The sequence below is a fragment of the Conexibacter sp. DBS9H8 genome (assembly GCF_023330685.1).
Taxonomy (GTDB): Bacteria; Actinomycetota; Thermoleophilia; order Solirubrobacterales; family Solirubrobacteraceae; genus Palsa-465.
In genome coordinates this window covers 1,802,966-1,829,076 of record NZ_CP097128.1, presented here as the reverse complement: position 1 = coordinate 1,829,076, position 26,111 = coordinate 1,802,966, and the positions used below count along the sequence as shown (strand labels likewise).

Sequence of the window (26,111 nt, the reverse complement as noted above, 5' to 3'; positions counted from 1 at the left end):
ATGTTCGCAGGTGTACGGGGCGGCGTCGATCAGCGCCGCAGCGCCGCGACGCTGCGGTCATGCAGCACCCTCGCGATGAGGCTGAGGATGAGGACGCCGAGGATCAAAACGAGCGCGGCCGCCCACGCCTGGGCATGGCTCGTCGGCGAGGGCGACTCGGAGAGATCGAAGATCGTCACGGGAAGGTTGGCGAGGGAACCCCCCGGGTTGACGCTCAGCCCCGGCCCGGCGAAGGAGGTGGTGAAGATGAGCGGGGCGGTCTCCCCGGCCACGCGGGCCACCGCGAGCACCGCGCCGGTGAGCAGGCCGCCGACCGCGGTCGGCAGGATGATCGAGACGATGATGCGCCAGCGGCGCAGACCGAGGGCGAGACCGGCCTCCCGCAGGCGCTCGGGGACGAGGGTCAGGACCTCCTCGGCCGAGCGGCCGACGATCGGCAGCTCAACGATCGCGAGCGCGACCGCCCCGGCCCAGCCGGACTGGCGTCCGCCGATGACGAGCACCCCGAAGACGAACACACCTGTGACGATCGTCGGGACGCCGTTGAGCACGTCAAGGGCAAAGCGGATCGACCGCGCCGTCCTCGACCCGGCGAACTGCGTGCTGAAGACGCCGACGAGAATGCCCGCCGGCACGGCCATCCCAGACGCGAGCGCGATCAGAATGGCGCTGCCGACGATCGCGTTGGCGATCCCGCCGGTGTTGACCCCGAACGCGGAGGTGTGGGGGTTGTGGGTAAGGAACCGCCATGACAGCGCGGGCGCCCCGTTGATCAGCACGGACGCGATCACCAGCGCAAGGACGGCGACGGCGAGGAGGGCCGCGGCGGTCGCCCCCGCGGTGAAGCCCCGGTCGAGCCAGCGCCGGCGCCGCATCCCGGGCGGGGGAGCGAACCGTCCGAGCGGATGCAGCTCGGTGTCGGGCACCTCAGGCGCTCCCGCTCCGCCGGGCCGCGCGCGCGACGATCAGGCGGGCCGCGCCGTTGACGATCACGGAACTGGCGAGCAGGATGAGCGCGAGATACATCACCGCGGATTGACCGAGACCCGGGTTGGCGCTCTGGTATTGAGCGGCGATCTGCCCGGCCAGGGTGCCACCCGGGGCGAACAGGGAGACCCGGAACTGATCGGCGTTGCCGATCACCTGCGTGACGGCGATCGCCTCACCGAGGGCGCGGCCGAGGCCGAGGATGGCGCCGGCGAGAATCCCGCGGCGCGCCCCCGGCAGGACGACCATGGTCACCATCTCGGCCCGCGTGGCCCCGAGCGCGTAGGCGGCGTCCTTGAGCTCGGGGGGGGTGGCGGCGCACATCTCCCGTGTCACGGTGGTGACGATCGGCACCGTCATGATCGTCAGGATGAGCGCCGCGTTGAGGACGCCGAAGGGAGATGGGCTCGAGCCGAAGATCGGCAGCCACCCGAAGGCGGAGCGCAGCAGCGGCTCGAGGTCGTCGGCGAGAAACGGGCCGAGGACGAGGATGCCCCAGAGCCCGAGAATGACGCTCGGGATCGCCGCAAGCAGCTCCACGAGGATCGCGACGGGGCGACGGACGGACGGCGGTGCCAACTCGGTGAGATAGACCGAGATGGCGATCGCCAGCGGTGTCGCGAGCGCGAGCGCGATCAGGGAGCTGACGAGCGTACCGAGGATGTCGTCGAGCGCCCCGTAGATCCCGTGCACCGGGTCCCAGCGCTGATGGAGGAGAAACCCGAGCCCGAACTGCCCGACCGCCGCGCCTGACTGGTTGACGACGGTCGCGGCGATCCACAGCAGGAGCAGGACGACACCGGCCGCCGCGGCGGCGCTGCCGGCCCGCAGGGCCGGCTCAGCGACGCGATCACCGAAGCGCCCGGTGAGCCGAAGGCGATCGGGGGCGGGGACCGTGGACGGGTCCATCCGGACCGCTACCGGATCGCCGCGGCCGCCGCGCGGTCGGCGGCGACGATCCGCCGAGGCAGCGGCGCGAAGTCGAGCGCCGGCCCGCTGCGCTGCCCACGGGTCACGGCCCAGTCGATGAAGCGAACGATGACCCTGCCCCGCCGGGAGGCGCGCGGCACGATCACGTAGGTGAAGGTGGAGATCGGGTACGCCCCCGGAGCGGTGGCGGGAGGATCGGTGAGCGAGATGCCGCCCCGGCCGCTGTGGGGGACCGCAGTCAGCGCCGCCGCGGCGGCGGAGATGCTCGGGAGGCCGGGGACCGGGAAGCGTCCGGCGGCGTTCTCGATCAGTCCGTAGTCGAAGTGGTTGGCGAGCACGTAGGCGATCGCAATGTAGGCGATGGACCCGTTGGTGCCGGCGAGGGCGCCTCCGACCCCGGCGTTGCCCGCGGCGCCGATCCCTCCGGGCCAGTTGACGGTCGTGGCGTGTCCGATCGCCGTGGCGAAGCTCGGGCTCACCTTCGAGAGATAGTCGCTGAAGGCGAACGTGTCACCGGACCCGTCGGTCCGGTGGATCGGGACGATCCGGGTCGGCGGCAGATGCACGCCCGGGTTCAGCCGCTCGAGCGCCGGCGCGTTCCAGCGGGTGATCGCGCCGGTCCAGATCGCCGCGAGCACCGGGCCGCTGAACCGCAGCCGGTTGGGAACCCCACCGACGTGATAGGCGACGTCGGTCGCCGCCAGCGCCCACGGAATCTCGACGCAGGCTCCGCACGCCCGCGCCTGGGCGGGGGTCATCGGCGCGTCACTGGCCCCGAAGTCGACGGTCCGGGCGGTGATCTGCTCGATCCCGCCGCCCGAGCCGATCGGGTCGTAACTGACGGTGACGCCCCCCGACCGCGCGTACTCAGGCTGCCAGACGTTCAACAGCGGAGCGACGAGGGTCGACCCCGCTCCCTCCAGCCCGGCGAATCCGCCACCCGCGCTGCCGCAGGCGGCAAGCCCAAGCGCCGCGAGGATCGTCGCGGCGCTCAGCCGGAAACGTCGTACGCGCACACGGGGCTCCTAGGGCCGAGGGAGAAGAGGAGGCGCGTCCGCACACCGCTCACGCCCTCCGAGCGCCGAGTGTGGAGCCCAAGCGGCGCCGAGTTGTTATTGAGTTGTGAACGCAGAGGCGCCGCGATCGGGCTCGGGCGCGAGCCGATAGCCGAAGCCGAAGTGGGTGTGGATGAACAACCACCCGGGAACGACCTCGAGGAGCTTGACCCGAAGCTTGCGGATGTAGACGTCGACGGAGCGATCACCGGGGCGCATCTCACGATCCCAGACGACCCGGAACAGCTCCTCACGGGAGACGATCCGATCCGGCCGGCGGGCGAGCTCGGTGAGCAGGCGGAGCTCGCGCAGCGACAGCGTGAGCGTGTGCCCATCCGCCCGAGCGAGGTGTTCGGCCGGACGCACCTCCAGGGGACCCACGGTCAGGACGTGGTCGTCAGAGGGTGCGATCGTCATGCCGTGATGCTGCGATCACGGGCGCCCTCAGTCGTTATCCAGGAGTGAACCCAGTGTGAACTAGCTGTGAACCACGGTCTCAGCGCGCGGGTCGAGGCGGTCCAATGATGTCCGCCCGCCCCCCTCCGCGACGTCGAGGTCGCGCCTGTCGGGACGCGGCTCGATCGTCCCGGACGGGTCCTCGATCGTGTCAGGCCCGTCCTCTGCCCCGTCGGCCCGCTCGGGGGCAAACCGGTAGCCGACGCCGAAGTGGGTGTGGATGTAACTCCACTCCGGAGAGGCGGTCTTGAGCTTCTGACGCAGCTTGCGCACGAACACGTCGACGGAGCGATCCCCATGCGCCATCGCGTATCCCCACACCCGTTCGTAGATCTCCTCGCGGCGCAGCACCCGGTCAGACTGGCCCAGCAGGGCGAGGATCTCGAACTCGCGGGCAGTGAGCTCGAGGCTCTGGCCCTCACGGTAGGCTTGGTAGAGGTCGGAGCGGATGACGATCTCCCCGACGGTGATGGCCTCCTCGACCGCGGGCATCTCGTTGCGCCGATGGCGGCGGATCGCCGCCTCGATCACGCAGATGAGCTCCTCGGCATGGCACGGTTTGGTCATCCAGGCATCCGCACCGAGCCGCAGGCCGCGGACGCGCTGAGCCACGCTCGAGGGGCCCGTGCAGACGATCACCGCGAGGCCGGGGAGACGGAGGCAGATCCGCTCGAGGTACTCCCATCCCGACGGTCCGAGGATCGCGAGATCCACGACGAGCGCGTTGAGCCGCATCCCGACGAGAGCCTCCACGGTGACCGGAGTCGAGAGGGCCCGCAGCTCCCAGCCGAGCGTCTCGAGGCGGTTGGTGAGCACCTGCAGGAAGCCCGGGTCGCGGTCGATGATCGCAAGCCGAGGCCGACTGTGCGCGCGCTGCGCCGTGGTAGCGCCCACGAGCCCCGTCAGCGCGTCGCTCGTATCTGGCGACATGGTCGGAACTCTACCTCACCCCCGCGGTCCCGCACGAGCTGCCGGGGACCGGGCCGCGCCCGAACTGTCCGCATTTTGCGGCCGCGGAGGGCCCGAAGCGCCGGCCAGGGGGCGCCACCGGCCGCGGTCGGCCCGGCAGAACTCTTCAGGAGGAATCGGGGTGAGGCGCTATCTTCCGCACAGAAGTGGCGTCCGGCCGGGCGGCGTGTGTGGCCGTCCGCCTCCGGCGAGCGAAGGAGCACAACGATGAAGGCGCAGGCAAAGACGACCGGACGGGCCCGCTTCCAGGCCCCGGCTCCGATCGCCACGCGCCCCGAGCCGCGGATCGGCGAGCGCGGCGCGGCGCGGGCGGAGCGTCCCGCTCGTTCGAAGCTGACCGTCGCGATCGTCGTCTTCACGGTGATCGGCCTGCTCGACGCCGGCTACCTCACCTACATCCACTTCTACGGTCTCAGCGCGCTGCTCTGTTTCGGCAAGTCCCACGGCCACTCCTCCTGTCTGACCGTGCAGTCCTCGCAGTGGTCGAGCCTCGCCGGGATCCCCGTCGCGATCCTCGGGCTGATCGGCTACCTCATCCTCCTCGTGTCGCTGCGGATCCCCGGAGAGTGGGGCCGGCTGATCGGCTTCGGGACGGCGCTGATCGGCTTCCTCTTCAGCCTGTATCTCACCTACCGGGAGGCGTTCAGCATCCACGCCTACTGCGAATGGTGCCTCGGATCCGCAACCTGCCTGACCGTCCTCGCGGTGCTCACCGGGATCCGCTTCCTGCGCACGCCCCCCGGCGCCTGACCCGGCGGCGTCGCCGGCGCCTTCACCGGCTGATCACAGGATCTTGGCCGCCTCTTCACGGGTGCGCCGGCGGAGGTCACGATCATCGCGGCATGCACGATCGCCACTCCTGCGTCGACGTGGCGGTCATCGCCCCCGACGATCCCGTGGACGCGACGCTCCCGGCGCGGATCGCGGCCGCGTTGGCGCGCCACCCGACCCCAACCGTCAGGGTCGAACGCCACAGCGGACAGGAGCCACTCGGCCCTGGACACGACCTGGTCTGCGTGATCGGGAGTGACGCCGGCGCCGCGATCGACGGCGCCGAGCTGGCCGCCGACGCGCGCCGGCTCGGCATCCCGATCGTCGGGATCGACCCCAACGTCGTGCCCGGGCTCGAGCCGACCGACTGTGCGGTGGCCGTCGCGACATCCGCGTTCGCCGCAACCCGGCTCCTCGCCTGGGGAACCCCGCCGCAGCGGTGTCGGCACTGGCAGCCGGGCATCGATCCCGAGGCGTTCGGTCCCGGCCACTACGAGACCCGGTGGGCGCCCCGGTCCTCCGACGGCGTCCTCACCCTCATCATCGGCGACCACGCGCAACCGGGCCGGTGGGAGGACGCGCTCGCGGCCGCCCTCGCCGTCGAGCCACGGCTCGAACTCGTCCGTCTCGGGGGGGACCCCGGGCTTGGCCGCGCAGCCCGGTACGCCAGCGCGGACCTGCTCGTCCATCTTGGCGCCTCATCCGCCTACCCGCTCGCGGTCGTCGAAGCCCAGGCATCCGGTCTCGCCGTGATCGCCCGCGCGGATGCCGGCGCCTGCGGGATCATCGAGGCCGGGCGTACCGGCGTGCTCATCCCGCCTCAGCCCGCCGCCCTCCGGGAGGCCCTCGTCACGCTCGCCCGCCGCCCCGCCCTCCGTGAGCGGCTCGCGCTCGGCGGCCTCACCGCGGTCCGGCGGCGGACGTGGGCGGACGCCATCGGCGAGCTCATTGCGATCTGGCGGACCGTGCCGGGACGGCGGGACGAGCCCGCGGCTCTCGTCTCCGCCGCTTGAGCCGATGACCGACGGCCCGGGACTGCTGGCGGTGACGATCTACGGGATCGAGCCGCGGACCTTTGCCGCGGCCCGGCTGATGCGACGGTGGCTCACCGCCCGCGGAGTCGGCGTCGTCACCCTGGCGGTCGTCCCCGCAGCTGATCGACATCCGTTTGCCACCCGCTCCCCGCACCTTGCCGCATGGCTGCGGGCCCGGGTGGCCCGCGGTGACGCGGTCGCCCAGCACGGCTTCCATCCCGGCGTGGGGGACCCGGAGTTTCGCCGTCGACACCCCGATGACTGCGCGCAGAGAGTGCTCGCCGGACGCCGCCTGATGGCCGCCGTCGAGCTCGACGCCCACGGGTTCATCGCCCCCGCCTATCGCTACACGCCGGCGTTGCGCATGCTCCTGCTCACCCACTTCGATTGGTTCGCCGAGCGCCACCACGTGCAGGGAACCCACGGGCGGCTGACCGCGGAGACGCAACCGCTCCGCGGGCCGCTCGCGCGGGTGCCGCCGTCGCTCGAGCGCGCCGTCCGGCGCGCCCGCAGGAGCGGAGCACCGGTCGTGCGGCTCGACATCTCCCCGGCCGTGATCGAGGTGCCGGCGCTCACCCACCGCCTCGAGCGGCGCCTCGCGGGGGCCTGCTGGCACGACGCCGTGACCTATGACGGCCTGTGCGACCACGGCCGGCTCTGACGCAACCGCACCGCCTCACCGCAGGTCAAACCTCGCACTTTGCAGGCTCCGGCGATCTGGGGGGTCCTGTTCGTCCGAGCGGATCCGGATCATCGCAGCACCATGGAATCTGCGGCGAAACGGTCATGAGCTGGAGAACCACCCGCGCGAGCGCGGGTGAACGTCCGCCCCAGACGGCGGTCATCGACCTGGGATCGAACTCCTGGCGTCTTGTCGTCTACTCCTACGGAACCGAGCCGTCGGGCACGTGGTGGAAGCGCAGCGATGAGCTGTATGAGGCGGTCCGGATCGGTGCGGGGCTCGAGCGGGGTGACGCGGGCCCGCCCGCGCTCACGGACACGGCGATGGCCCGCGGGCTGGAGACCCTCACCGTGTTCGGGCGCTTCTGTCACGCGAACGCCCTCGCTGCCGGTGACGTCCACGTCTTTGCCACCTCGGCCATCCGCGACGCCGCCAACTCGGCCGCCTTCCGTGCACAGGTGAACACCCAGACGGGCTTCGCGGTCGAGCTGCTCTCAGCCGTCCAGGAGGCCCACTACGGCTATGTCGCGGCGGTGAACTCGACGACCCTGAGCGACGGCACCGTCCTGGACATCGGGGGCGGCAGCCTGCAGCTGATCGAGGTGGCCGGCCGCCGCCAGGGTGAGCTCGTGTCCCTCCCGTTCGGGGCGGTGCGGATGACCGAGCGCTTCCTCGCCGAGTCTGACGGGGCACGCTGTGGGCGCCCGCGCAAGCGCGACATCCAGCGCCTGCGGGCCCACGTCGAGCGGTCGCTCCAAGACATCGGCTGGCTCCGCGGACGCGGCGGCCGGCTCGTGGCCACCGGCGGCGCGGTGCGCAACCTGGCCGCCGCGGTCCAACGGGCGCAGTACCCGACCGTCAGCGGGGGCATCGACCTGGGCGTCCAGGGCTTTGTCATCACCGCTGAGGAGCTCCAGGAGATCACCGCCGAGCTGGCGACGATGACGACGGCACGGCGGCGGGCCGTTCCCGGCATCAAACCCGGCCGTGCCGACATCATCCTCGCCGCCGCACTGACCCTGGAGACGGTCATGCGCGTCGGGGAGTTCGCCGGGATGGAGGCGACCGAGGCGGGCCTGCGGGACGGGATCTTCCTCGCCCGCACGATCCTCTCCGAGGATCAGCCGCTGTTTGCGAACGTGCGGGAGGCGGGGGTGCGCAACCTCGCCATCCAGTACGAGTCCGACCTCCCTCACACCGAGCACGTCGCCCGCCTGGCCCTGCAGATGCACGCCTCCCTGGTCGACGGCGGGCTGATCGACACCCAGCCCGGCGAGCGTGAGCTGCTGTGGGCGGCGGCGATGCTCCATGACGTCGGCGCGACGATCTCCTACGACGACCACCACAAGCACTCGCGATATCTCATCCTCTCCGCCGACCTGCCCGGCTTCGACCCGCGTGAGCGGGCGCTCATCGCCCAGATCGCCCGCTACCACCGCAAGGGACTGCCCAAGCTCGGTGAGTGGGCTCGGTTGGCCCACACCGGTGACGAGGCCCTGCTGGGCCGGGCCGCGATGATCCTGCGCCTCGCCGAACACCTCGAACGCGGACGCGACCAATCGGTCCGTGAGGCGCGCCTGGAGACCAACGGCGACGGCGTCGCCCTCCATCTGCATGCGAACGGCGACCTCACGCTGCCGCGTTGGAGCGTCGAGCGCTACGGTGACGACGAGGCCTTCGCGCGGGTCTTCGGCCGCCCCCTCGTGATCGGATAGCCAGAGGCGCCGCGCGTTCAGGCCGAGGCGAGCGGCGGAGCGCCCGCGCCGACCAGCTCGGGATGCAGCTCACGGGCCAGCTCTCCGCCCGACAGCTCGGCGGGCACCGCACTGGGCAGGAGCCGGATGACGACGGACTTCGAGGTCGGGGTGCCGCTCTCATCGGCGACCGAGTCGAGCGGGACGAGAGCGTTGGTCTCGGGGTAGTAGGCGGCCGCGCATCCGCGGGCGGTCGGGTAGGCGTGGACGCGGAAGCGAGAGGCCCGGCGCTCCACCCCGTCCTCGGCGACGCCGACGAGATCGACGACGTCGCCCTCAGCAAGTCCGCGCTCGGCCATGTCGTCGGGGTGCACCATCACAACCCGACGACCTGCGTGGATGCCGCGGTAGCGGTCATTGAGCGCGTAGATCGTCGTGTTGTACTGGTCGTGGGAGCGCAGCGTCTGCAGCAGCAGAGCGTCCTCAGGCAGTTCGATCACGGTGATCTCGTTGACGGTGAGCTCCGCCCGGCCCGAGGCCGTCTCGAACCGACGCGCGTCGCGTGGCGGGTGGGGCAGGGTGAAGCCGTCGGCGATCCGCCCGTTGAAGTCGTGGAAGCCGGGGATCGCCTCGGCGATGAGCTCCCGGATCGCCCCGTAGTCGTCGGCGAGGGCCCGCCAGTGCACGCGGCCGCGGTCCCCGACGGTGAGCGCGGCGAGCTCGGCGACGATCCGCACCTCCGAGCGCAACTGGTCGGAGGCGGGCTCCAGGGTGCCGCGGGTGGCGTGCACCGCGCTCATCGAGTCCTCGACGGTGACGAACTGGGGCACGCCGCCCTGGCGGTCGATCTCGGTCCGGCCGAGGGTCGGCAGGATGATGCCCTCACGGCCGTGGACGAGATGTCCCCGGTTCGGCTTGGTCGCCACATGGACGGTGAGCTCGCAGCTGCGCAGGGCCGCTGCGGTGACCGCGGTGTCCGGCGCGGCGGAGAGGAAGTTACCCCCCATCCCCATGAACACCCTCGCTTCACCGTCGCGCATCGCCCGGATCGCGCGCACGACGTCGACGCCGTGCTCGCGGGGCATCGGGAAGCCCAGCGTCGTCTCAAGCGCGTCCAGCAGCGCCGCCGGCGGACGCTCGAAGATGCCCATCGTCCGGTCGCCCTGGACGTTGGAGTGCCCGCGCACCGGGCACACCCCAGCGCCGGGGCGACCGATGTTGCCCCGGAGCAGCAGGAAGTTGACCACTTCACGGATCGTCGGTACCGAGTTCTTGTGCTGGGTCAGGCCCATGGCCCAGCAGACGATCGTGCGCTGGGAGGCGGCGGCGAGCTCGATGAAGGCGGCGATCTGCTCCGGCGCCAGCCCGGTGGCGGCCGCCACCGTCGCCTCATCAAGGGCCTCGAGGTGGGTAGCGAGCGCCCCGTAGCCGCTGCAGTGCGCGTCGAGGAACGCGCGGTCAACCGCGCCCCGGCGGATGAGCTCGCGGTTGACCGCCTGGAAGAGGGCGAGGTCCCCGTTGACGCGGATCGGCAGATGGAGATCCGCCAGCGCGGTCCCGACGCCGAGCATCCCACGCGCCGTCTGGGGGTTGTTGAACTTGATCAGACCGGCCTCGGGCAACGGGTTGATCGAGACGATCTTGGCCCCGTTGCGTTTGGCGGTCTCCAGCGCCGAGAGCATCCGTGGATGGTTCGTGCCCGGGTTCTGGCCCGCGACGACGATCAGGTCGGCGACGTGAAGATCCTCGAGGCTGACCGACCCCTTGCCGATCCCGATCGTCTGCCCGAGCGCGGTCCCGCTCGACTCGTGGCACATGTTCGAGCAGTCGGGCAGGTTGTTCGTGCCCAGCGCGCGGACGAAGGCCTGGTAGAGGAACGCCGCCTCGTTGGAGGTGCGCCCGGACGTGTAGAAGATCGCCTGATCGGGAGCGTCGAGCCCGCGCAGGCGCTCGGCGACGAGCTCGAGCGCGTCCTCCCAGGAGACCGCCCGGTAGTGGCTCTCCCCCGGCCCGACGTACAACGGCTGGGTGAGCCGGCCGAGCTTGCCGATCCAGTGATCGGAGCGCTCGAGCATCTCGGCGATCGAGTACCGGGCGAAGATGTCCGGGGTCGCCCGGGAGCGCGTCGCCTCCTCAGCCACCGCCTTGGCCCCGTTCTCACAGAACTCGGCCGTGTGCCGGTGAGCGGGGTCAGGCCAGGCACAGCTCGGGCAGTCGAAGCCGTCCCGTTGGTTGAGGGCGAGCAGCGCGCGGGCGGTTCGGCCGACGCCCATCTCGGCAACGCCCTTCTGCATCGAGGAGGCGACAGCCGCCAGCCCGACCGCCTCGTGCTTGGGCGAGCTCACCCGGCGGGGTAGGTCGTCGCCGTGGTCGTGGCCCTGTGGCGTCCTGCTCATGGAAGACCTCCTTCTGACTCAGCCCGGTCCGCCTCCTCGAGGCGATCGGCACCGCTGTAAAGGTTAACCGACCCCCCGCGCGCGAACCCGCCGAGGGTGAGACCGTACTCCCGCGCGAGGGAGACGGCGAGGGATGTGGGCGCCCCGACCCCGACGAGCCCGCGTGCTCCAGCGGTCACCGCCTTCTGCACGAGCTCGAAGGAGAGGCGGCCACTCACGCACAGCAGATGGGCCGGCAGCGGCAGCAGGTTCTCCGACAGCGCCCACCCGATCACCTTGTCCATCGCGTTGTGACGGCCGACGTCCTCCCGTACACAGAGCAGCTCGCCCGTCGCATCGAAGAGACCGGTCGCGTGCAGTGCGCCTGTGCGGGCGAAGCCCGGCTGGACCAGCCGGTCGGGGAGGCTCGCAAGCCGCGCGCGGGTGAGCGGGGGGCCGGGCCAGCCCGGCCGCACCCGCGCGGCCGGGACGGTGATCTGCTCGATCGCCCCCTTACCGCACACCCCGCAGGAGGATGTCGTGTAGAACCGCCGCGCGGGGAGCTCGCGCGCAAGCGGTCCGGTGACGACGACGACGTTGGCGGCGAAGTCGTCACTCGGGCCCGCCGGTCTCGGCGCGTCGATCAACCCCTCCCCGTAGAGGAACCCGAGCGCGAGCTCCTCGTCGTGGCCGGGGGTGCGCATCGTCACCGCGAGCGGCTCCTCCCCCACGCGAATCTCGAGCGGCTCCTCCACCGCGAGCCAGTCCCGCTCACGGTCGGGCCCGAGAAAGGCGATCGTTTCGGGGCCATACTCAGCACGTGTCATCGGCTTCACACGATAGACCCCTCAGCGCGCTGCTCCTCACCGGCGGAGCGAGCCGCCGGATGGGCTTTGACAAGGCCCGGATCCGGATCGAGGGACGGCCGCTCGCGGTGCGCCTCGCTGCCCTGGTGTCGAGCGTCGCCACGGTCTGCCTCGAGGTCGGCCCCGGCGTCTCGGGCCTCCCCTGCGCGCCGGAGCGGGCGCCCGGATCCGGCCCGCTCGTGGCCATCGCCGACGGGGTCCGGGCTCTCCGGGCGGCGGGGGCGACCGGCGACGCGCTCGTGCTCGCGACCGACCTCGCGGCCCTGGACGCGAGCACCCTCACCCGGCTCGCGGGCTGGCCCGGCGAGCAGTCGGTCGTCCCGACCCTCGACGGTCGCGCCCAGCCGCTGTGTGCCCGCTGGTCTCGGGTCGACATCGACGCCTGCGAGGCCCTCGTCGCCGCCGGCGAACGGTCCCTCGCCCCGCTGCTCGCTCGCCCCGGCGTCGAGCTGACCGACGCCCTCGACCCGGCCCGCCTCCGCGACGCCGACACGCCCGACGACCTCAACGAACTCGGCCTAGACTGGAGTCCACCGTGACCGCCCCTGAATGGATCGCCGCGTTCGCCCGCGAGCTGGAGATCGCCCCGCCGAGCCCGGAGGAGGTCGATCACCTCCTCGCCCTCGCAGGGGTCGCCGCGCACGCCTCCGCCCGTCAGGCCGCTCCGATCTGCACCTGGCTCGCCGCCCGAGCCGGCGTCGAACCGGCCCGGGCGCTCGCCTCCGCGACCGCACTCGCCGAGCGACTCGGGGCTGACGCGGCCGGCACCGACACGGCGGCCTGATCACGCTGGCCGGTCCGGCAGACCGGCCAGCGGGCCACCCACCTCGGCCGACCCGGGATCAGCACCGTACCCTTACGGCGATGTCCGCCTCGGCCCACCCCCACCCTGCACGGGAGCGGCTCGACCCAAGCCTGTACCTCAACCGCGAGCTCTCCTGGCTCGACTTCAACGAGCGGGTGCTCGAGCTCGCCGAGGACACGCGGCTGCCGCTGCTCGAGCGGGCGAAGTTCCTCGCCATTCACACCGCCAACCTCGACGAATTCTTCATGATCCGCGTCGCCGGCGTACAGGAGCACATCGCGGCCCGGACGATGCACAGCGGGGCCGACGGGATCCCACCGACGAAGCTGATGGGCCGGATCGCCGCGAAGGTGCGCGAACAGGACGCCCGTCACGCACGCGTGTTCGCGGAGGAGATCCGGCCTGCGCTCGGGGCGCACGGACTCGCGATCGTCGACGTCGACGATCCGCGCGTTGACCCGGACGTCGTCGCCACCCGCTTCAGAGAGCAGATCTTCCCGGTGTTGACCCCACTGGCAATCGGTCACGGCCGGCCGTTCCCCTACATCTCGAACCTCAGCCTGAGTCTCATCGTCCATCTCCACGACCCTGAACTCGATGCCGACGTGTACGCACGGGTGAAGGTGCCCAAGGAGGTCGTCGAACGGTTCGTCGCGGTGGATGTGGACGTCTTCATCCCGCTCGAGCAGATCATCGCCCGCCACCTCGACGCCCTGTTTCCCGGAATGGCGGTGATCGCCCACAGCCTGTTCCGGGTGACCCGGGACGCCGACTTCGAGATCTCGGATGAGGCCGACGACCTCGTCTCCGCCGTCGAGAACGAGCTGCGGCGGCGGCGCTTTGGCGAGGTGATCCGGCTCGAGGTCGCCGCCGGCATCGAGCCGGAGATGCTCGGCCAGCTGATGGAGTGGCTGGACCTGCACGCCAACCAGGTGTACGAGACGACCGGGCTGCTGGATCCCAGCGACCTGTTCGGAATCGTCGGGGTCGAGGGCCATGACGAGCTGCGCCACGCCCCGTGGACCCCGCTCACCCACCCGGCCTTCCGACCCCACGCCGAGGAGGCCGACGGCCCCGCCGACGTGCTCGCGGCGATGCGCAACGCGGACGTGCTCGTCCACTATCCCTACCACTCGTTCGCGACGAGCGTGGAGCAGTTCGTCACCCAGGCCGTCGACGATCCGAACGTGCTGGCGATCAAGATGACCGTGTACCGCACCTCCGACGACTCGGCGCTCGTGCCGGCGCTGATCGCCGCCGCCGAGCGGGGCAAGCAGGCGGTCTGCATGGTCGAGCTCAAGGCGCGGTTTGACGAGCGCCGCAACATCCGCTGGTCCCGCAAGCTCGAGGAGGTCGGCGCCCACGTCGTCCACGGCATCCCCGGACTCAAGACGCACGCCAAGCTGATCCTCGTCGTCCGCCGCGAACGGGACCGCGTGCGCCACTACGTGATGATCGGCACCGGCAACTTCCACGCCAAGAACGCGAAGCTGTATGAGGACTTCGGCCTGTTCACGACCGATCCGGAGATCGGCGCGGAGGTGGCCGGGCTGTTCAACGCGCTCACCGGGTACGCCCATCCGAGCCGCCAGCACAAGGTGCTCGTCGCCCCGGACGCAATGCGGGTCCCACTGCTGGAGTGCATCGAGCAGGCGACCGCCGCACACCGCGCGGGCGAGCCGGCGCTCATCCGCATGAAGATGAACTCGCTCGTCGACCGCGCCTGCATCGACGCGCTCTACCGAGCCTCCCAGGCCGGTGTGACCGTCGAACTCAACCTGCGCGGGATCTGCTGCCTGCGGCCGGGGGTGCCCGGGGTATCGGAGAACATCCACGTCGTCTCGGTCGTCGGACGGTTCCTCGAGCACAGCCGGATCTTCAGTTTCCGGGCGGGCGTGACGCACACGGTGTACATCGGTTCCGCGGACCTGATGCCGCGCAACCTCGACCGTCGCGTCGAACTCCTCACCCCGGTCGAGGCGGCGCCGCTCGTCGCCGACCTGGAGGACACCCTCGATCGCTGTTTCGCCGACGACACCGACAGCTGGGAGCTCGACGCCGACGGCCACTGGGAACGTCGGCACGGGTGCACCCGCTCGGTGCACCGGGAGCTGATGGAGCGAACCGCCGCTCAGGCGTCGGCCGGGGCTGCCCTCGGCAGCCCCGCCGCCTGATCCGAATGCGGAAGCCGGGAGGCCGGTAGCAGCGAGGCCGGAAAAGAAGGAGGGGCCGGCCCGATGGGGCGATCGGACCGGCCCGCGCGGCCTTTCGGCCGCCTTCCGCGCCCGGGGCAGGGGGTGGCGTGGGCGCGGAAATCTGTGCTGCGTGAAGAAGCCCGGCGCTACCCCGAGGTGGGCGCGGTCGCGGGCCGGTTCCCGAGGGTGACCTGAATGGTACGCCGTGTCGACCCGTGTCCCGGAACGGTTACCGTGAACGTAACAGTCTGACCGGGTGAGTACTTGCTGAGGACGGCGACGAAGTCGTCGGAGGAGCTGATCTTGATCCCGTTGACGGCGGTGATCACATCTCCGGGCTTGATTCCCGCCCGGGCCGCCGGTCCGCCGGCGACGACCGGACCGCTCGGGCAGCTCTGCCCGCTGGTCGTGGCCACCTGCGCACCGGACCCAGTCAGCGGGTTCTGGACGCACAGACCGACGTAGGCGTGTTGCACCTTCTTGCCGGCGATCATCTCGTTGGCGACCTGGACGTCGGTGTTGCCCGGCGTCGCGAAGCCGACCCCGGCGCTGCTGCCCGAGCTCGTCTGGATCTGATCGTTGAGACCGAGCACCTGGCCGTTGGCGTCGAGCAGGGGGCCGCCCGAGTTGCCCGGGTTGATCGCCGCGTCGGTCTGGATCGCACCCGTGATCGTGTACCCGTTGGGTGCCTGGATGGCCCGGCCGACCGCGGAGACGATCCCGGCGGTCACCGTCTCGGGCAGGCTGAACGGGCTGCCGATCGCGACGACCGGGTCACCGACCTGAGCTTTGCTCGAGTCGGCGAAAGGAATCGGGTGCAGCTGGGAGGTGGGGACGTTGACGTGGATGACGGCGACGTCAGTCGAGGCGTCGGGGGTACCGACGATCGTCGCGGGCGCGTTGACGCCATCCTGGAAGTGCACCTCGATCTTCGGGTCGGTGCCGGCGACGACGTGCTCGTCGGTGATGATGTCGCCCTGCTTGTTGTAGACGACCCCGGCACCCTCGTCCTCCTGGGTCTGGCTCTGGCCGCCGAGCCCGAAGAAGCCCGATCCGGCGCCCGCGTTCGTCACCGAGGTCACCGTGATGTCGACGACGCCGGGACTGTCCTGGCGGTAGATCTGGTTGATCGTCATCCCGGACCGGTTGTTGGACTGGGAGGTCGGGACGGCGGTCGCCGCGGGCGCGGTCACCGGAGTCGACACGATCGTCTGGGTGACCGTCTTGGACGAGCTGCCGGTGCCGATGACGACCGCCACGATCGCGCCGGCGATGGCGCCCGCGAGCACCGGGAGGGCTAGTGAGATCCGTCGCATGTGGGCTCCTGAACGTCGATGGCCCGATCTACGGAAGCAGGGCACCTTCAGAGCTTGATAAGACGTGACGGGTTCAGCTCACCGCGCCGGCGACCGCGAACACGTCGAGGTCGGCGGGGGTGCCCTTGGCCCGGAAGCGCGGGCGGCGCTCGATCACCAGGCCGGCAAGCATGTCGGATCCGACCGCGCCGAGCACCGCTCCGCTGACGAGGATCTGACCGGGTGCGGCGGCCTCGGCGAGGCGGGCGGTGATGTTGACGTCACGGCCGAAGTAGTCCCCGTCGACGCGTTGGGGCGTTCCGACGTGCAGGCCGATACGGAGCCGGGGATGGTCGGGCTCGGTGGCCAGCGGAGTCGTCCGGTCGATCATCGCGAGGGCGGCGGCGAGGCCGTCCCGGGGACGCCGGAAGGCGGCCATGTGACCGGACCCGAGCCGCTTGACGAGGCGGCCGCGGTGGGCGCCGATGAGTGGCTCGGCGACCGTTCCAAGCGCCCGCAGAAGCTCAAGGGCACGGTCGTCCCCGGCGTCGAGCACCCAGGTGGCAAATCCGGCGAGATCGGAGAACAGCAGCGTCGTCTCGACCGCCAGACCGTCGACCTCGGGCGTGAGGCCGAGGCGCTGGGCAAGCGGACTGAGCGCGCCGGCGATCGGCTGCCCGTCGAGTTCACTGAGGAAGCGACCGACGAGCCCGGCCGCGCGGCCGGCCGCCTGGGCCAGCGCACCGTCAGAGCGCTCCTCAGGAGCCATCCGGGGCCAGGTCGGCAAGCGCGGTCCGGGCCGCCGCGAGGAAGCCGTCGAGGACGGCCGGGTCGGCGAGCGACTCGCGGCTCAGCACACGGTCGACCGGGGTTCCGGTGAGGATCCGTTTGACCGGCACCTCCAGCAGCTTGCCCGAGAGGGTCCGAGGCACCGCGTCGACCGCGGTGATCCGGTCCGGCACGTGACGCGGGGAGGTCGTCTCCCGGATCCGGGCGGTCAGGGTCCGCACCAGCTCGTCGGTGAGCTCGGTGCCGTCAGCGAGCACGACGAACAGCTCGATGCTCCCGTCGCCCGCGGCGGTCCCCAGGTCGATGACGAGCGCATCGATCACGGCGTCGCAGGCGAGGACCGCGGCGTAGATCTCGGCCGTCCCGATCCGCACGCCCCCGCGGTTGATCGTCGAGTCTGAACGGCCGTGGATGATCGCCCCGCCACTCGGTGTCAGCTCGATCCAGTCCCCGTGCCGCCAAACCCCCGGGTAGGTGGAGAAGTAGCTCTCACGCAGGCGCACCCCGTCATCATCGCCCCAGAAGGCGACCGGCATCGACGGCATCGGTCGGGTCAGCACGAGCTCGCCGACCTCCCCGACGACCGGCTGCCCGCTCTCGTCCCAGGCGGCGAGGGCGGCCCCGAGCGCCCGCGCCTGCAGCTCTCCGGCCCTGACCGGCAGCGTCGGAACCCCGCCGACGAACGCGGTGCAGACGTCGGTCCCGCCCGACGTGCTGAAGAGCCAGATGTCGGATCCGACGTGCTCGTAGACCCAGCGAAATCCGTCGGGCGACAGCGGCGAGCCGGTCGAGCCGACCGCCCGGAGCCGGCTGAGGTCCCGCCCCCGAGCCGGCTCGATCCGCGCCTTGGCGCAACTGCTGAGGTAGGCGGCACTCGTGCCGAAGGTGGTGATCTGCGCCGCGGCGGCGAGCTCCCACAGCCTGTGCAGGTCGGGGTAGCCGGGATTGCCGTCGAACAGCACGATCGCCGCATCGGTCAGCAGCACCCCGACGAGCAGGTTCCACATCATCCAGCCGGTCGTGGTGAACCAGAACACGTTGTCGGTCGCGCTGGCATCGAGGTGGAGGCCGCCGAACTTCAGCTGCTCGAGGAGGATCCCCCCCTGGGATTGCACGATCGCCTTGGGCAGCCCCGTCGTTCCCGAGCTGTAGAGGATCCACAGTGGGTGGTCGAACGCCACGGGCGTGAAGCTGAGTTCGTGTTCGACCCTCGGGGGCGCCGCCGTCTCCGGCTCGGGCTCCGGCTCAGCGGACCACCCGCCGCCGTACAGGTAGCCGAAGGTGAGGACCGCCGGGGCGGATGGGATCGCCGCGGCGATCTCCGCGACGGCGCCGCGGCGATCGAAGTCACGGCCGCCGTAGCGGTAGCCGTCGACGGCGAGGAGGACCTTCGGCGCGACCTGGGCGAACCGGTCGATCACTGCCCGCGCACCGAACTCGGGGGCCGCACTCGACCAGATCGCTCCGAGTGACGCGGTGGCGAGAAAGGCGGCCACGGTCTCAGGCAGGTTCGGCAGATAGGCGCAGACGCGGTCGCCCTGACCGACGCCGAGCACACGCAGGCGGGCGACCATCTGCGCGGTCTCCAAAGCCAGCCGGCCCCAGGTCCAGTGATCGAGCGAGCGCAGCTCGGAGGCGTGGCGGATCGCCACCCGGCCCGGGTCCCGCCCGGCGAAGATATGGTCGGCGTAGTTGAGTTCAGCGCCCGGGAACCACTGCGCGCCCGGCATCCGTTCGGAACCGAGGATCCGTTCAGGCTTGCGGTGGAAGCGCACCCCGAAGTACTCGCTGATGCTGCCCCAGAAGCCGTCGAGGTCCTGGGTCGACCAGTGCCAGAGGTCCTCATAGCCCTTGACCTGGAGGCCGTGCCGGCGGTCGAGCCACTGCACGTAGTCGGTGAGCCGCGCCTGGGCGACCCGGTCTGCACTGGGGGTCCAGAGCACCTCTCGCGATTCCATCCCGCCAGTATCCCGCCTTCGGCCCCGGGCCCTCTCGCCGGCGGTGCGGCGGGTGGCCGCGCCGCCCTCAGCGCGACCACCCGCCCGGTGACCCCATTCACCACGCCCACCCCACCGGACACTCACCCCCGTCCGGCCGCCCGTCGCGTGGAGAGATGGTCCCAGCGCCACCTCGCCGACGACAGCGCCCGAGGGCGGACATTTCACCCGTCGGGGTTATCCAGCGGGCGAACCGCCTGTGGGGAGGGCCGGACCCCGGCGAGCGGTGCGAACAGGAGTCAGAGTTCGCACGCTCGCCGGGTCCGTGGCGGCGGAGGATGGAAGCCGCCGCTCAGCGACGGGGCGCACGCCGTCGCAGCCGATGGACGTCGGTGTGGCACGGGCACACGATGGAGCGCGGGGATGTCCCATCTTTCCGCCCGAACCCACCTGAAGGACGCCGGTTCAGCATGAGACGGAGACTATGGGCGGGACCGTCAACTGGGCGTAAGCGGCGACCGACGCTCAGCGCACGCGGCGACCGACGACGGGGCCGACGCGCCTCAGCCGCGCACCGACACCGGGCGGACCCGCGCGTTGCGACCGCTCGGCTCGGCGGCGAGCTCGACGGTGACCTCGAGGCCACCCTCGTCGGGGGCGCGGAAGGCGAGCGTACCCCCGTGGGCGGCGACGACGGAGGCGACGATCGACAGCCCGAGCCCATATCCGGCGGTTTGGCGTGAGAGTCGCCGGAACGGTTCGGTGAGCGTTGCCACCTGGGCGGGCTCGATCAGCGCCCCGGTGTTGGCGACGACGAGCCGGACCCGGTCGGCGACCGTCAGCGTCGTCAGGGTGAGCCGACCGCCCTCCCGGTTGTGGCGGATCCCGTTGTCGATGAGGTTGGCGAGCAGCCGTTCCAGCAGCGCAGGGTCGCCGTGCACGACGGCCGGTTCGAGCCCTGAGCTGTCGATCGTGACCCCCGCCGCGGCGGCGCGGCGGCTGAGGTCGGTGACGCAGTCGCCGGCGAGAACGTCGAGCTCGACCCGCTGTTCGCTGCCGGCAACCGCCTCCGAGCGGGCGAGGGCGAGCAGCGCCGCGATCAGCCCCTCGGACCGGTCGATGCTCTCGCGCAGCGCCTCCCCCATCTCCCGCAGCTCCTCCGCGGTGGCGTCCGGGTCGGCGAGGGCGACATCGATCTCGGTCCGCATGATCGCCAGCGGCGTGCGCAGCTCGTGGCTCGCGTTGGCGACGAAGTGGCGCTGGCTGGCGAAGGCGCCATCGAGACGGCTGAGCATCCGGTCGATCGTGTCGGCGAGCTCCTTGATCTCGTCTTGGGGACCGGTGAGCGCGATCCGCTCCCCGAGGTTCTCCCCGGAGACCCGCCGGGCGGTCGCGGTGATCGCCCGCAACGGTGCGAGCGCCCGCCCGGCCAGCAGCCAGCCGGCGACGACCGAGAGCACGGTCAGTGCGGTGAGCGCGAGCACGTAGACGAGCAGCAGGTGCTGGAGCGTCTGGTGGATCCACTGGGTCCGCAGCGCGTTGTAGACGACGCGCTGAAAGACCCCGGTACCGGGATGGTGGCGATGCAAGCTGAGGCCGAGCTCACGCTGGAGGTCGACGCGGCGCAGCAGATTGCTGCGGACGAAGACGTAGCCGAGGGACAGCAGCACCGCGCCGCTGATCAGGAACACCACCCCGTACAGCAGGGACAGACGCGCCCGAATGGTGAACGACGACCGGGTTCTCAGCCGGCCCATCACGCCATGCGGTAGCCGACGCCGATCACCGTCTCGACCACCGGCGGATCCCCCAGCTTGCGCCGGAGGGTCATGATCGTCATCCGCACCACGTTGGTGAACGGGTCGGTGTGCTCGTCCCACACGCGCTCCAGGAGTTCCTCGGCCGAGACGGTCGCGCCGTCGGCTGACATCAGTGTCTCAAGGACCGCAAGCTCCTTGCGGGCGAGCTCGACGGGCTCCCCCGCCCGGGTGACCGAGCGGCGGGCCGGATCGAGCTCGAGGTCCCCGTGCACGAGCAGGGGTGGGCGGCTCGGCACCGCCCGCCGCGAGAGCGCGCGGATGCGGGCGACGAGCTCGGCGAAGCGGAACGGCTTGGCGAGATAGTCGTCGGCGCCGAGCGACAGCCCGCTGACGAGGTCGTCGAGCTCTCCGGCCGCGGTCACCATGATGATGCCCGCCTCCGGCCGGGCGGCGCGCACCTGCCGGCAGACCTCGTCGCCGTGGATCCCGGGGAGGTCCCGGTCGAGTACGAGCACGTCGTAGCGGACGATCCGCGCCTTATGGAGGGCCTCGTCCCCGTCCCCGGCGAGGTCGACGGCCATGCCCTCCCGCCGCAGACCGCGGGCGATCGCATCCGCGAGCCGCCGCTCATCCTCGACCACGAGCACTCTCATCTCGCCAGCATGATCGCCGACCCGTAAGAACCGCGTAATAGCTGACTCGTATACGCTCCCGGTTCAGGATTACATCAACTGACGTAACACCAAACAGGGATATCGTTCTTTCATGCCCCAGCAGAATCAGCCCACTCTGGCCGAGCGTGGGATGGCCTGGGGGCTCCAGGCCATCAACATGCTCGCGTCCTCGGACCTGCTCGACCGGCTCGGCGTCCGCGGGACCGCCGAGAAGATCCTCTTCACCGGCTCACGCCAGTCGGTCCGAGCCGCCGGCGCCGCCGGCCGCGCCTTCCAGGCGACGACGCGTCTCACCGCCGCCCAGCGCCAGCCCCGCGCGAGCCGCCCCCGCGAGCTCTTCGACATCACGCCCACGGAGGAGCAGCAGATGCTCACCGAGTCGGTGCGTGACTTCGCCCTCGCACGGATCCGTCCGATCGCCCGCGAGGCGGATCAGCAGCTGGCCGCTCCGCCGGAGCTGCTCGCCCAGGCCAACGAGCTCGGCGTTGCCATCGTCGGCGTGCCCGAGGCCCTCGGCGGTGTCGTCGAGGAACGCTCGGCGGTCACCGCCGTGCTGCTCGCCGAGGCGCTCGCCCAGGGCGATCTCGGCATCGCCGTCGCGGCCCTCGCCCCCGCCGGCGTCGCCACGGCACTCAGCCTGTGGGGCGACGCCGACCAGCAGGCGACCTACCTGCCCGCGTTCGTCTCCGACAATCCGCCGGCCGCCGCCGTGGCCGTCAGCGAGCCCCAGCCGCTGTTCGACCCGCTGCGGCTCGCCACGACGGCGACCCGTACCGCGGACGGCTACACCCTCTCGGGCGTCAAGTCGCTCGTTCCGCGCGCGGCCGAGGATGAGCTGTTCATCATCGCCGCCGACCTCGATGGCCAGGGACCGGCGCTGTTCATCGTCGAGTCCAAGACCCCCGGCCTCAGCGTCAGCCCAGAGCCGGCGATGGGCCTGCGGGCCGCCGCGACCGGCCGCGTCATCCTCGAGGACGTCCGCGTGCCCGCGGGCGCGCTGCTCGGTGACGGCGATCCGGATGTTTACCGAGAGCTGATCGCCCTCGGACGTCTCGGCTGGAGCGCCCTGGCGGTCGGGACCGGCCAGGCTGTGCTCGACTACGTGACAACCTACGTCAACGAGCGGGTCGCCTTCGGCGAACCGATCTCCAACCGCCAGGCGGTCGCCTTCAAGGTCGCCGACATCGCGATCGAACTCGACGCGATCCGACTCGTCACCTATCGGGCGGCGGGACTCGTCGATGCCGGCGAGGACTTCAGCAAGGAGGTCGCCCTCGCCCGCACGCTGACGGCCAAGTACGGAATGCAGATCGGCTCGGACGGCGTCCAGCTGCTCGGCGGACACGGATATACCAAGGAGCACCCGGTGGAGCGGTGGTATCGCGACCTCCGCGCCGCGGGTCTGATCGAGGGAGTGCTCGTCCTCTAATGCCCATCAGTCTCGAAGTTCCCAAGAAGTTCGGCGCGCTCGTCTACCAGGCCAACCAGGCCGCCGAGCACGTCTTCCGCCCCAACAGCCGCAAGTACGACCGGGCCGAACACGAGTATCCGAAGGAGCTCGACGCCCTCGCCGCGCTGCTCGACGGGATCGCCGCCGGCGACCCGGGGGCGATCGGCGGCGCCGGAGCGACCGCGGGGAGCAACGGCTCTGTCAGCGGAGCGGCTCCCAAGGATCCGAACGCGATCAAGAACGGGGGCAACCTCGCCTCCGTGCTCGCGGTCACCGAGATGAGCTGGGGGGACGTCGGCCTGTTGCTGACGATGCCCCGCCAGGGACTCGGCCAAGCGGCGATCGCCGCGGTCGCGACCCCCGAGCAGCTCGAGCGCTTCGGCGGCCGCTGGGCGGCGATGGCGATCACCGAGCCCGAGGCGGGCTCTGACTCGGCGGCGATCCGGACGACCGCCACCTTCGATGAGGAGGCCGGCGAGTACGTCATCAACGGCGAGAAGATCTACGTCACCTCCGGTGACCGGGCCGAGCTGATCGTCGTCTGGGCCACTCTCGACCGGTCCAAGGGGCGCGGGGCGATCAAGTCCTTCGTCGTCGAGCGCGACAACCCGGGCCTCCACCTCGACCGGCTCGAGGAGAAGCTCGGCTGCAAGGCCTCGGACACGGCGAACTTCTCGCTCGTCGACTGTCGGGTTCCGAAGGAGAACCTGCTCGGGTCCCCGGAGATCCAGACCGCCCGCGAAGGGTTCTCGGGTGTGATGAAGACCTTCGACAACACCCGTCCGCTCGTCGCGGCGATGTCGATCGGGGTCGCCAAGGCCGCCCTCCAGCGGGCCCGCGAGCTGTTCACCGACGCGGGTCTGGAGATCGACTACGACGCGCCGCTGCACGCCCAGTCGGCCGCGGCGGCCGAGTTCATCGAGCTCGAGGCCGAGTGGGAGGCCGCGCGCCTGCTTGCGCTGCGGGCGGCCTGGATGGCCGATAACAAGAAGCCGAACACGGTCGAGGCGTCGATGTCCAAGGCGAAGGCGGGCCGTGTGGCCACCGACATCTGCCTGCGCCTCGTCAAGCTCGCCGGCGCGGTCGGATACGCGGAGGAGGAGCTGCTCGAGAAGTGGGCCCGCGACGTGAAGATCCTCGACATCTTCGAGGGGACCCAGCAGATCCAGCAGCTCGTGGTCGCCCGCAACCTGCTCCACAAGAGCTCGGCGGACCTCAAGTAGCGATCGGCTCGGTGGCGGGGGTGGGTGGTCACCGGACCACCCACCCCCGGCGGGGCGCCCGGCCACCGGCGAAGCCCGCCGCCCGCACCGGGGGGCCCGCCCACCCGGCCACGCCGCCGCGAAGATTGGGTTCCTGATAAGGCAGAGTCGAAGAACTCAGTCGATTTGCAGGTATTCTGAGAAGTTATTCAGGTTTTCCTTACAACTCTCTTAGCCCCCTTCCCGAGACTCGCACGGCGATGACCGTCTCCACCTCTCCTGCGCCATTGCGGCTGACGGGCGTCAGTTGGCGCCGCGCCGAGTTCGTGCTCACCGGACTCGCCTTCCTCGGCTTCCTCACGGTGCCGATCAAGATCTCCACGATCTCCAACGACCTGCCCGCCCATCCGCTCTTCCTGCACGTGCCGGTCGTGCTCATCCCGCTGTCGATCCTCGGCGCGCTGATCATGCTCGCCCGGCCCCGGTTCTATGAGCGCCACGGGATCCTTCTCTGTCTGTGCGCGATCGTGGCGATGTCCTCGATCTTCCTGACCATGCAGGCGGGCGTCGCCCTGCTGGCGCTCCTGCACCTGCACGGCCAGGCGCTGACCCTGATCCTCAAGCACCAGGCAGCCGCCCATATCCTCGCGATCGTCTTCACCCTGTTCACCGCGGTTCTGATCCTCAACTTCGCCTCCCACCGGATCAGTGCCGGAAACCCGACCGGCCTGACGCTCGCCGACGCGCCGCTCGGCACGCCGGCGATCAACCTCGCTCTCAAGGGTCTGCTGCTCCTGCTCGCCGTCGTCTCCGCCTACTACGTCTTCCGGGTCGGCGATCTCGGCGCCCGGGCGGTGTGGGAGAGCCGGCTGCACGCGCTCGGCCGCTGAGGCGGTCGCGCCGGGCTCAGCGGGCAGGGGAGGCCGACACGCCGCGCCGCGCCGCGTCAGGCCGGCGTCGCCGCGGGCCTCGAGTCGGTTCCGAACTCGATCCCGGCGGAGATCAGCCGGTCGATCAACGGCCGCCCGAGCGCCTGGGCGGTCGTGACCTGCCCGGCACAGGCGGGCACGTCGTCGAAGGCGAGACACAGGGCCGCCTCCGCGAGCATCTTCGAGGTCTCGCCGTAGCCTGGGTCCCCGCCGGCGACCCAGGTGGTGAGGGTCTCACCGCCGCCCTCGGCGGCGAAGGTGACCCGAAAGCGTGAGCGGGCGCGGGTCGCCTCATCCGGACCGTCGCCGGGGAGGCGGAGCTTCAGCGCGAGCCGACGGGTCGGCCCGGCCTGGGCGGCGACCGCGAGGCCGCCTACGGCCGACAGGATGAGGGCGACGTTGGCGAGGGATCCGGCGGCGAGGTAGTGGCCGTAGCGGAAATCCGGGCCGTACTCGGGCAGCGCGCGGGCGGAGGCCAACACGATCTGAGCGTCGATCAGCGGCAGCGCGAGCACCCACCCGCCCGCCACCTCGACGCGGTGGGGCGGCCGTGCGGCTCCCCGCACGCGCCGCCCGTCAACGGGCGCGCCCGCCCGCTCCAGGGCTTGCCGCTGCCGGGCGATTCGGCCTGCCTCTCGCACCCGCGCAAGCGCCCCGATCGCCGAGTGGTAGGTGCCACCGGAGAACGTGCCGCGCGCCTGCACGTACCCGTTGACGGCAAGGGGAACGCCGGTCGGCATCTGGGCGACGGTGAAGAGGACGCCGAGGTCGTGGGGAATCGAGTCGAAACCGGCCGCGTGGATCAGCCGTGCCCCGGTGGCAAGCGCCTGGGCGTGGTAGCGCAGATACATCGTGTCGACGAACTCGGGTTCCCCAGTCAGGTCGAGGTAGCCGGTGCCGGCGGCGGCGCAGGCGGCGACGAGCGGCTCCCCGTAGCGCAGGTACGGCCCGACCGTGCTGATCACCACGCGGGCGTCCGCGGCGAGCCGCGCGAGGCTCACGGGGTCCCCGGCGTCGGCGGGGAGCAGCGCCGGCACCTCCACGCCCGGCGCACAGAGCCCGCCGAGTCGCTCGGCGACGGCGGCGAGCTTGGCCGGGTTGCGCCCGGCGAGGGCGATCCGGGTTCCCGCGGGAGCGTGCGCGGCGAGATAGTCGGCGGTGAGACCGCCGGTGAACCCGGTGGCCCCAAACAGGACGATGTCGTAGGCGCGCTCGGCGGGCATGGCCGCACTGTAGTGCCGCGGAGCCTCGTCCGG

At 71.2% G+C, this 26,111-nt stretch carries 23 protein-coding genes; 10 read left to right on the top strand and 13 right to left on the bottom strand.

The window, feature by feature from the left end:
• Window positions 1-29: 29 nt before the first annotated feature.
• From pstA to M3M55_RS08590, 5 genes are all read right to left on the bottom strand, one after another.
• Entirely contained in the window at window positions 30-926 is an 897-nt protein-coding gene (pstA, locus tag M3M55_RS08610) for a phosphate ABC transporter permease PstA (RefSeq protein ID WP_249009095.1), read from the bottom strand.
• A gap of 1 nt (window position 927) precedes the next feature.
• On the bottom strand, window positions 928-1,896 hold the full coding sequence (pstC, locus tag M3M55_RS08605; protein WP_249009094.1) for a phosphate ABC transporter permease subunit PstC: 969 nt from the start codon (window positions 1,894-1,896) through the stop codon (window positions 928-930).
• Between the two features lie 8 nt (window positions 1,897-1,904).
• Window positions 1,905-2,933 carry a phosphate ABC transporter substrate-binding protein PstS gene (gene pstS / locus M3M55_RS08600; protein ID WP_249009093.1) on the bottom strand — a complete coding sequence of 343 codons (1,029 nt, stop codon included), beginning with the start codon at window positions 2,931-2,933 and terminating at the stop codon, window positions 1,905-1,907.
• Between the two features lie 96 nt (window positions 2,934-3,029).
• A complete protein-coding gene (locus M3M55_RS08595) occupies window positions 3,030-3,389 on the bottom strand; it encodes a winged helix-turn-helix domain-containing protein (protein WP_249009092.1) in 360 nt (119 codons plus the stop codon).
• Between the two features lie 60 nt (window positions 3,390-3,449).
• Window positions 3,450-4,358, bottom strand: a complete 909-nt coding sequence (locus M3M55_RS08590; protein WP_249009091.1) for a response regulator transcription factor — start codon at window positions 4,356-4,358, stop codon at window positions 3,450-3,452.
• Window positions 4,359-4,604: 246 nt separating this feature from the next.
• Here M3M55_RS08590 and M3M55_RS08585 point away from each other — a divergent pair, with 246 nt between their 5' ends.
• From M3M55_RS08585 to M3M55_RS08570, 4 genes are all read left to right on the top strand, one after another.
• The gene (locus tag M3M55_RS08585) at window positions 4,605-5,147 is read left to right on the top strand and encodes a vitamin K epoxide reductase family protein (protein WP_249009090.1); all 543 of its coding nucleotides are present in this window, start codon (window positions 4,605-4,607) and stop codon (window positions 5,145-5,147) included.
• A gap of 92 nt (window positions 5,148-5,239) precedes the next feature.
• The gene (locus M3M55_RS08580; protein WP_249009089.1) at window positions 5,240-6,181 is read left to right on the top strand and encodes a glycosyltransferase; all 942 of its coding nucleotides are present in this window, start codon (window positions 5,240-5,242) and stop codon (window positions 6,179-6,181) included.
• A gap of 4 nt (window positions 6,182-6,185) precedes the next feature.
• Window positions 6,186-6,863 (top strand): DUF2334 domain-containing protein, encoded by a 678-nt coding sequence (locus M3M55_RS08575; protein ID WP_249009088.1) that lies wholly within the window; start codon window positions 6,186-6,188, stop codon window positions 6,861-6,863.
• A 125-nt stretch (window positions 6,864-6,988) separates the two neighbouring features.
• On the top strand, window positions 6,989-8,599 hold the full coding sequence (locus tag M3M55_RS08570) for a Ppx/GppA phosphatase family protein (protein ID WP_249009087.1): 1,611 nt from the start codon (window positions 6,989-6,991) through the stop codon (window positions 8,597-8,599).
• A 17-nt stretch (window positions 8,600-8,616) separates the two neighbouring features.
• On the opposite strand, the gene M3M55_RS08565 is transcribed toward M3M55_RS08570, so the two are convergent.
• Both M3M55_RS08565 and M3M55_RS08560 read right to left on the bottom strand, forming a co-directional pair.
• Window positions 8,617-10,974 carry an FdhF/YdeP family oxidoreductase gene (locus M3M55_RS08565; protein ID WP_249009086.1) on the bottom strand — a complete coding sequence of 786 codons (2,358 nt, stop codon included), beginning with the start codon at window positions 10,972-10,974 and terminating at the stop codon, window positions 8,617-8,619.
• Window positions 10,971-11,780, bottom strand: a complete 810-nt coding sequence (locus M3M55_RS08560; protein WP_249012404.1) for a formate dehydrogenase accessory sulfurtransferase FdhD — start codon at window positions 11,778-11,780, stop codon at window positions 10,971-10,973. The genes M3M55_RS08565 and M3M55_RS08560 overlap by 4 nt, the downstream gene beginning before the upstream one ends.
• On the opposite strand from M3M55_RS08560, the gene M3M55_RS08555 reads away from it, so the two are divergent.
• The 3 genes from M3M55_RS08555 (at window position 11,774) to ppk1 (ending at window position 14,798) form a co-directional block, all read left to right on the top strand.
• On the top strand, window positions 11,774-12,358 hold the full coding sequence (locus M3M55_RS08555; protein WP_249012403.1) for a molybdenum cofactor guanylyltransferase: 585 nt from the start codon (window positions 11,774-11,776) through the stop codon (window positions 12,356-12,358). The genes M3M55_RS08560 and M3M55_RS08555 overlap by 7 nt on opposite strands.
• Entirely contained in the window at window positions 12,355-12,603 is a 249-nt protein-coding gene (locus M3M55_RS08550; RefSeq protein WP_249012402.1) for a DUF6457 domain-containing protein, read from the top strand. The genes M3M55_RS08555 and M3M55_RS08550 overlap by 4 nt, the downstream gene beginning before the upstream one ends.
• Before the next feature lie 80 nt (window positions 12,604-12,683).
• Entirely contained in the window at window positions 12,684-14,798 is a 2,115-nt protein-coding gene (ppk1, locus tag M3M55_RS08545; RefSeq protein ID WP_249012401.1) for a polyphosphate kinase 1, read from the top strand.
• Between the two features lie 167 nt (window positions 14,799-14,965).
• Here ppk1 and M3M55_RS08540 read toward each other — a convergent pair whose 3' ends face one another.
• The 5 genes from M3M55_RS08540 to M3M55_RS08520 all read right to left on the bottom strand — a co-directional run bounded on the left by M3M55_RS08540 (window position 14,966) and on the right by M3M55_RS08520 (window position 21,253).
• On the bottom strand, window positions 14,966-16,135 hold the full coding sequence (locus tag M3M55_RS08540; protein ID WP_249012400.1) for a S1C family serine protease: 1,170 nt from the start codon (window positions 16,133-16,135) through the stop codon (window positions 14,966-14,968).
• A gap of 73 nt (window positions 16,136-16,208) precedes the next feature.
• Complete coding sequence (locus M3M55_RS08535; protein ID WP_249012399.1) at window positions 16,209-16,883, bottom strand: adenylate/guanylate cyclase domain-containing protein; 675 nt, start codon at window positions 16,881-16,883, stop codon at window positions 16,209-16,211.
• Entirely contained in the window at window positions 16,873-18,861 is a 1,989-nt protein-coding gene (locus M3M55_RS08530; protein WP_249012398.1) for an acetoacetate--CoA ligase, read from the bottom strand. Before M3M55_RS08530 ends, M3M55_RS08535 begins: the two co-directional genes overlap by 11 nt.
• Window positions 18,862-19,403: 542 nt before the next feature.
• On the bottom strand, window positions 19,404-20,597 hold the full coding sequence (locus M3M55_RS08525) for a HAMP domain-containing sensor histidine kinase (protein ID WP_249012397.1): 1,194 nt from the start codon (window positions 20,595-20,597) through the stop codon (window positions 19,404-19,406).
• Window positions 20,597-21,253, bottom strand: coding sequence for a response regulator transcription factor (locus tag M3M55_RS08520; protein WP_249012396.1), 657 nt, complete (start codon window positions 21,251-21,253; stop codon window positions 20,597-20,599). Before M3M55_RS08520 ends, M3M55_RS08525 begins: the two co-directional genes overlap by 1 nt.
• 151 nt (window positions 21,254-21,404) lie before the next feature.
• On the opposite strand from M3M55_RS08520, the gene M3M55_RS08515 reads away from it, so the two are divergent.
• The 3 genes from M3M55_RS08515 to M3M55_RS08505 all read left to right on the top strand — a co-directional run bounded on the left by M3M55_RS08515 (window position 21,405) and on the right by M3M55_RS08505 (window position 24,816).
• Window positions 21,405-22,703 carry an acyl-CoA dehydrogenase family protein gene (locus M3M55_RS08515; RefSeq protein ID WP_371878757.1) on the top strand — a complete coding sequence of 433 codons (1,299 nt, stop codon included), beginning with the start codon at window positions 21,405-21,407 and terminating at the stop codon, window positions 22,701-22,703.
• Between the two features lie 5 nt (window positions 22,704-22,708).
• Window positions 22,709-23,947, top strand: a complete 1,239-nt coding sequence (locus M3M55_RS08510; RefSeq protein ID WP_371878756.1) for an acyl-CoA dehydrogenase family protein — start codon at window positions 22,709-22,711, stop codon at window positions 23,945-23,947.
• A 239-nt stretch (window positions 23,948-24,186) separates the two neighbouring features.
• Window positions 24,187-24,816 carry a DUF2231 domain-containing protein gene (locus tag M3M55_RS08505; protein ID WP_249012393.1) on the top strand — a complete coding sequence of 210 codons (630 nt, stop codon included), beginning with the start codon at window positions 24,187-24,189 and terminating at the stop codon, window positions 24,814-24,816.
• A 56-nt stretch (window positions 24,817-24,872) separates the two neighbouring features.
• On the opposite strand, the gene M3M55_RS08500 is transcribed toward M3M55_RS08505, so the two are convergent.
• Window positions 24,873-26,078 (bottom strand): trans-acting enoyl reductase family protein, encoded by a 1,206-nt coding sequence (locus tag M3M55_RS08500; RefSeq protein ID WP_249012392.1) that lies wholly within the window; start codon window positions 26,076-26,078, stop codon window positions 24,873-24,875.
• Window positions 26,079-26,111 lie beyond the last annotated feature (33 nt).

Bases quoted from the DNA above. Each gene is read 5' to 3' on its own strand.
- pstC (WP_249009094.1), bottom strand. From the start codon at position 1,896: ATGGACCCGTCCACGGTCCCCGCCCCCGATCGCCTTCGGCTCACCGGG.
- M3M55_RS08595 (WP_249009092.1), bottom strand. From the start codon at position 3,389: ATGACGATCGCACCCTCTGACGACCACGTCCTGACCGTGGGTCCCCTG.
- M3M55_RS08590 (WP_249009091.1), bottom strand. From the start codon at position 4,358: ATGTCGCCAGATACGAGCGACGCGCTGACGGGGCTCGTGGGCGCTACC.
- M3M55_RS08585 (WP_249009090.1), top strand. From the start codon at position 4,605: ATGAAGGCGCAGGCAAAGACGACCGGACGGGCCCGCTTCCAGGCCCCG.
- M3M55_RS08580 (WP_249009089.1), top strand. From the start codon at position 5,240: ATGCACGATCGCCACTCCTGCGTCGACGTGGCGGTCATCGCCCCCGAC.
- M3M55_RS08575 (WP_249009088.1), top strand. From the start codon at position 6,186: ATGACCGACGGCCCGGGACTGCTGGCGGTGACGATCTACGGGATCGAG.
- M3M55_RS08570 (WP_249009087.1), top strand. From the start codon at position 6,989: ATGAGCTGGAGAACCACCCGCGCGAGCGCGGGTGAACGTCCGCCCCAG.
- M3M55_RS08565 (WP_249009086.1), bottom strand. From the start codon at position 10,974: ATGAGCAGGACGCCACAGGGCCACGACCACGGCGACGACCTACCCCGC.
- M3M55_RS08560 (WP_249012404.1), bottom strand. From the start codon at position 11,780: ATGACACGTGCTGAGTATGGCCCCGAAACGATCGCCTTTCTCGGGCCC.
- ppk1 (WP_249012401.1), top strand. From the start codon at position 12,684: ATGTCCGCCTCGGCCCACCCCCACCCTGCACGGGAGCGGCTCGACCCA.
- M3M55_RS08540 (WP_249012400.1), bottom strand. From the start codon at position 16,135: ATGCGACGGATCTCACTAGCCCTCCCGGTGCTCGCGGGCGCCATCGCC.
- M3M55_RS08535 (WP_249012399.1), bottom strand. From the start codon at position 16,883: ATGGCTCCTGAGGAGCGCTCTGACGGTGCGCTGGCCCAGGCGGCCGGC.
- M3M55_RS08530 (WP_249012398.1), bottom strand. From the start codon at position 18,861: ATGGAATCGCGAGAGGTGCTCTGGACCCCCAGTGCAGACCGGGTCGCC.
- M3M55_RS08525 (WP_249012397.1), bottom strand. From the start codon at position 20,597: ATGGGCCGGCTGAGAACCCGGTCGTCGTTCACCATTCGGGCGCGTCTG.
- M3M55_RS08520 (WP_249012396.1), bottom strand. From the start codon at position 21,253: ATGAGAGTGCTCGTGGTCGAGGATGAGCGGCGGCTCGCGGATGCGATC.
- M3M55_RS08515 (WP_371878757.1), top strand. From the start codon at position 21,405: ATGGCCTGGGGGCTCCAGGCCATCAACATGCTCGCGTCCTCGGACCTG.
- M3M55_RS08505 (WP_249012393.1), top strand. From the start codon at position 24,187: ATGACCGTCTCCACCTCTCCTGCGCCATTGCGGCTGACGGGCGTCAGT.
- M3M55_RS08500 (WP_249012392.1), bottom strand. From the start codon at position 26,078: ATGCCCGCCGAGCGCGCCTACGACATCGTCCTGTTTGGGGCCACCGGG.